We start from the raw sequence: 3,775 nt of genomic DNA, 5'->3' as shown, positions 1-3,775 counted from the left end.
CCGGTGGAGATCCGCGCCTTGTTGCCCCAGGGAATTCGCTCGCCGCTGCCCGTCGCCGATTTCATTGCCGCGTTTCGCGCGGTGACGTCCGCGGCGTAGCGCGCGGCCACCGCTTCGTCAGGAGTGGGACACGCGGCGCTGTGCGAGCGACCAGGCCACGGCCTGGCGCGCCAGCGCCGCGGTCGGATCGATGATCGGCAGCGGCGCATTGCCTTTGCCCAGTGCCAGCGGAATTTCCGTGCAACCCAGCACGAGCGCCTGCGCCCCTCGTTGTGCGAGCGCTTGCGCGGCCGCCTGCAGCAACCCGCCCGCGCGCGCAAGCTCGCCGGCCTTCACGGCGGCGATGCCCGGGATCACCAGGGACAGCATCTCGCCGGCCGTTGGCAGCAGCCAGTGGATCTGGTGAGCTGGCCGTCCGGCGCGCGTGCGATTGACATACAGGCCGGAGGCGAGCGTGGCATCGGTTGCCAGCAGCCCCAGGCGCGCGCCGGGCCCGGCGAGGCTCATCGCCTCGCTGAGCGCGGCGTCGACCATGTGCAGCATCGGCAGGCCGAGGGCCTGCTGCACTTCGTTGAACCAAAGGTGTGCGGTGTTGCAGGGAATCACCGCCAGGCCGGCGCCCGCGGCGGCCAGGCGCCGGCCGCTGGCGATCATGGCCGCGACCGGCGAGATGCCTTCGCCGCGGAAGGCTGCCGTGCGGTCGGGCACCTGCGGGATCGAGCTCACCACCACCGGCACATGCTCTTGATCGCAGGCGGCAGGCGTCGCCTCCAGCATCTTGCGCATGAAGTCGAGGGTGGCGAGCGGGCCCATGCCGCCCAGCACGCCGACCACCCCTAGCGGGCCCTCGGCGTCGCCTTCACCGCCAGCAGGCGAGTCGGTCACGCACGAGCCCTGAAGGACGGCTTCGATCACGATGACCGCGGACGTGCCTTCAGGGCGATCAGGTCGCCGGCTTGTCCGACATGGCCTTCAGGTTGTCCTTCAGTTCCTCGCTCATCGGCGCGCTGAGATTGACGTTCTTCGGCGGGATCGGCGACTGGAACCACTTCTTGTACAGCGTCTCGAATTCGCCGCTCTTCATCAGACCGGCCACGACCCCGTCGACCAGCTTCTTGAACTCCGGATCGTCATTGCGCAGCATGATGGCGTAGGGCTCCACCTGCAGGGCCTTGCCCACGACGTCCAGCTCCGCCGGGTTGCGTGAGCTCGCGCGCAGGCCGTACAGCAGGATGTCGTCCATGCCGAAGGCCTCGGCTCGCCCCTGTTGAACCAGCAGGGCAGACTCGTTGTGGTCCTTCGCACCGATCAGCTTGAAGCCGAGCTTGCGCTCGTCGTTCACCCTGCGCAGGACCTGGTAGTTGGTCGTGCCGGTTGTCGAGACCACCGTCTTGCCGGCCAGGTCTTCCACCGACTTGACCGGCGAGTCCGCCTTCACCAGGAAGCGGGTGCCGGTGTAGAAGTAGTTGATCGAAAAGGCGACCTGTTCGGCGCGCTCGCTGTTGTTGGTGGTCGAGCCGCACTCGATGTCTATGGTGCCGTTGCGCATCAGCGGAATGCGGTTTTGAGAAGTGACGGCCTGGGTGGTGACCTTGAGGTCGTCGCGGCCGGTCACCTTCTTCACCTGATCGACGATCTTGCCGCAGATCTCCCAGCCGAAGCCGGTCGGCGAGGCGTCGCTGCCCAGATAGGAAAACGGAATCGAGGCCTCGCGATAGCCGACGCTGATGCTGCCGCTGGACTTGAGCTTGTCGAGCGTTTGCGCCTGGACTCCGGCGCCGATACCTGTCATCAGGAGGGACAGAACGAAGATCTTCGAAGATTGCATGCCAGAGTCCTTTCGAGCGGGTGGGAAAGTTGCAAGGGTATGACAGCTTCGATGCTAGGGACGAGTTTTCGCAACGGCTATCGTGATGGCATCGCGGTCTATAAGTTGATCTTATGGAACGCGGCGGGCCGCCGGCTCGCTGGCGATCTGCCTCACGCGCGAACGGATCCTGATCCAGAACCCCTACTTCCTGCCCAAGGCGACCGCGATCAAGGCGCTCGGGCGGGCCGTGGCGCGCGGCGTCGACGTGCGCGTGATGGAGCAACTTCGACGAGCGCTCGTTCGAAATCAACGACGAGATCACCCTCGGCTTGCGAAGCACCGCGCTGGCGCGCCAAATGGAGGCGGTGTTCGAGCGCGACGCCCGGGACTGCGTCGAACTCGAGCACGCCACCTGGATCAAGCGCGGGGCGTGGCACCGCTTCAAGGACCAGACGCTGTACCTGTTCAGCCAGCAGTTGTGAGCGTCTCAGGCGGCCGATGCCGCCGGGGCGTCTCTCGAGGCGAGCTGCTCGCGCGCCGCCTCGTCCAGCCAGCGCCACTGACCCGGCGCCAGCTCCGCCGGCAGCGTGATCGGCCCGAAGCGGCTGCGGTGCAGCGACAGCACGTGGTTGCCGGCTGCTGCGATCATGCGTTTGACTTGGTGGTACTTGCCTTCGGTGAGCGTCAGCCGCAGCGAGCGCTCTCCGCTGGCCTCGCAGGCGGCGGCGCGCACGGCGGTCGACTCGTCCTTGAGCGTCACGCCGGCGAGCAAGCGGGCGAACTGCTCGGGCGTCACCGGCTCGGCGGTGTGCGCCTCGTAGACCTTGGGAACGTGGTGCTTGGGGTGCGTCACCCGGTGAATCAGCGTGCCGTCGTCTGTGAGCAGGAGCAGGCCGGTGGTGTCCTGGTCGAGCCGGCCGATCGGCTGCACGCCGCGCCGTCGCAGGGGCGGCGGCAGGAGCGTCAGCACGCTGGGCCAGGACTTCGGCTTTTGCGAGCATTCGTAGCCGACGGGCTTGTTCAGCAGGATCAGTACCCGTTCGCGGTACGGCCAGGAGCGGCCCTCGACCTCGAATTCGAGATCCGTGACCTCGACTTCATCGTCCGAATACTCCACCACGCAGCCGCCGTGCTTGACGCACTGAGCCAGGATCAGTTGCTCGCACTCGCGCCGCGTGCCGAAGCCCTGGCCGAACAGCACCTGCGACCAGCGCATCCGCGTCTCCTCGATCAAAGCATGAGGCCGCCCGCGGGCGGCCTCGAAGGGCGAGAGTTTAGTCAGCTGCTGCGAGCGCGCGCACCGAACGGCTCACGGGAGCGCCGAGCGCCTTTTCCATGGGTGGCAGAGGTGCATGGCGCTGCCGTTCAGGCAAACACGCCGGCCGTGTCCTGCATGCGGCCGGACACTTCGCCCAGGTGGTGCAGGGTGTCGCCGAAGCTCATCTCCAGCACTGTCAGGCGCTTGAAACAGTGGCTGGCGATGTACTCGTCGGTCACGCCGATGCCGCCGTGCAGTTGTACGCATTGCTGGCCGACGAAGCGCATCGAGTGGCCGAGCTGCACCTTGGCCTGCGACAGTGCGCGGCGCCGCACCGCGGGCGCATCGCCGAGCCGGAGCGTGGCGTAGTAGCTCATCGAGCGGGCCAGTTCGAGCTGCATCTTCACGTCGGCGATGCGGTGGCGCAAGGCCTGGAAGCTCGCGATCGGCACGCCGAACTGCTTGCGCGTGTTCATGTACTCGACGGTGATGGCCAGCAGCTTTTCCATCAGGCCCACGCCTTCGGCACAGGCCGCGGCGATGCCGATGTCCACCGCGTGCTCGAGCGCGGCATGGCCCTGGGCCGTGATCAGCGTCGCGGGCGCGGACTGCAGCGCGAGTTCGGCGGCGCGGGCGCCGTCCTGCGTGGGGTAGGCGCGCACGGTGAGGCCGGCCGTGCCCTTTTCCACCAGGAAGAGGGCGATGCC

Annotated in this window: 5 protein-coding genes; 1 reads left to right on the top strand and 4 read right to left on the bottom strand. The window is 67.4% G+C overall.

What is annotated here, in order from left to right; translation table 11 throughout:
- Positions 1-117 precede the first annotated feature (117 nt).
- Together H0W38_RS18645 and H0W38_RS18640 are read right to left on the bottom strand one after the other, a co-directional pair.
- Positions 118-915 (bottom strand): amino acid racemase, encoded by a 798-nt coding sequence (locus H0W38_RS18645; RefSeq protein ID WP_292456925.1) that lies wholly within the window; start codon positions 913-915, stop codon positions 118-120.
- Between the two features lie 28 nt (positions 916-943).
- Positions 944-1,828, bottom strand: a complete 885-nt coding sequence (locus tag H0W38_RS18640) for an amino acid ABC transporter substrate-binding protein (RefSeq protein ID WP_292456921.1) — start codon at positions 1,826-1,828, stop codon at positions 944-946.
- A 311-nt stretch (positions 1,829-2,139) separates the two neighbouring features.
- On the opposite strand from H0W38_RS18640, the gene H0W38_RS18635 reads away from it, so the two are divergent.
- Positions 2,140-2,292, top strand: a complete 153-nt coding sequence (locus tag H0W38_RS18635) for a hypothetical protein (RefSeq protein ID WP_292456918.1) — start codon at positions 2,140-2,142, stop codon at positions 2,290-2,292.
- A 5-nt stretch (positions 2,293-2,297) separates the two neighbouring features.
- Here the strand turns inward: H0W38_RS18635 and H0W38_RS18630 are convergent, their stop codons facing one another.
- Both H0W38_RS18630 and H0W38_RS18625 read right to left on the bottom strand, forming a co-directional pair.
- Complete coding sequence (locus H0W38_RS18630; protein ID WP_292456917.1) at positions 2,298-3,026, bottom strand: 16S rRNA pseudouridine(516) synthase; 729 nt, start codon at positions 3,024-3,026, stop codon at positions 2,298-2,300.
- 149 nt (positions 3,027-3,175) lie between these two features.
- Positions 3,176-3,775 (bottom strand): acyl-CoA dehydrogenase (locus H0W38_RS18625; protein ID WP_292456914.1); only part of this gene is annotated, 600 nt, incomplete at its 5' end.

The sequence above is a fragment of the Methylibium sp. genome (assembly GCF_013817365.1).
Taxonomy (GTDB): Bacteria; Pseudomonadota; Gammaproteobacteria; order Burkholderiales; family Burkholderiaceae_C; genus Methylibium.
Note: the sequence above shows the minus strand (reverse complement) of the source record. Positions and strands in the feature narration are given on the sequence as shown.

What these genes read in the sequence shown, in the direction of transcription:
- H0W38_RS18640 (WP_292456921.1), bottom strand. Translation starts at nt 1,828, where the DNA reads ATGCAATCTTCGAAGATCTTCGTTCTGTCCCTCCTGATGACAGGTATC.
- H0W38_RS18630 (WP_292456917.1), bottom strand. Translation starts at nt 3,026, where the DNA reads ATGCGCTGGTCGCAGGTGCTGTTCGGCCAGGGCTTCGGCACGCGGCGC.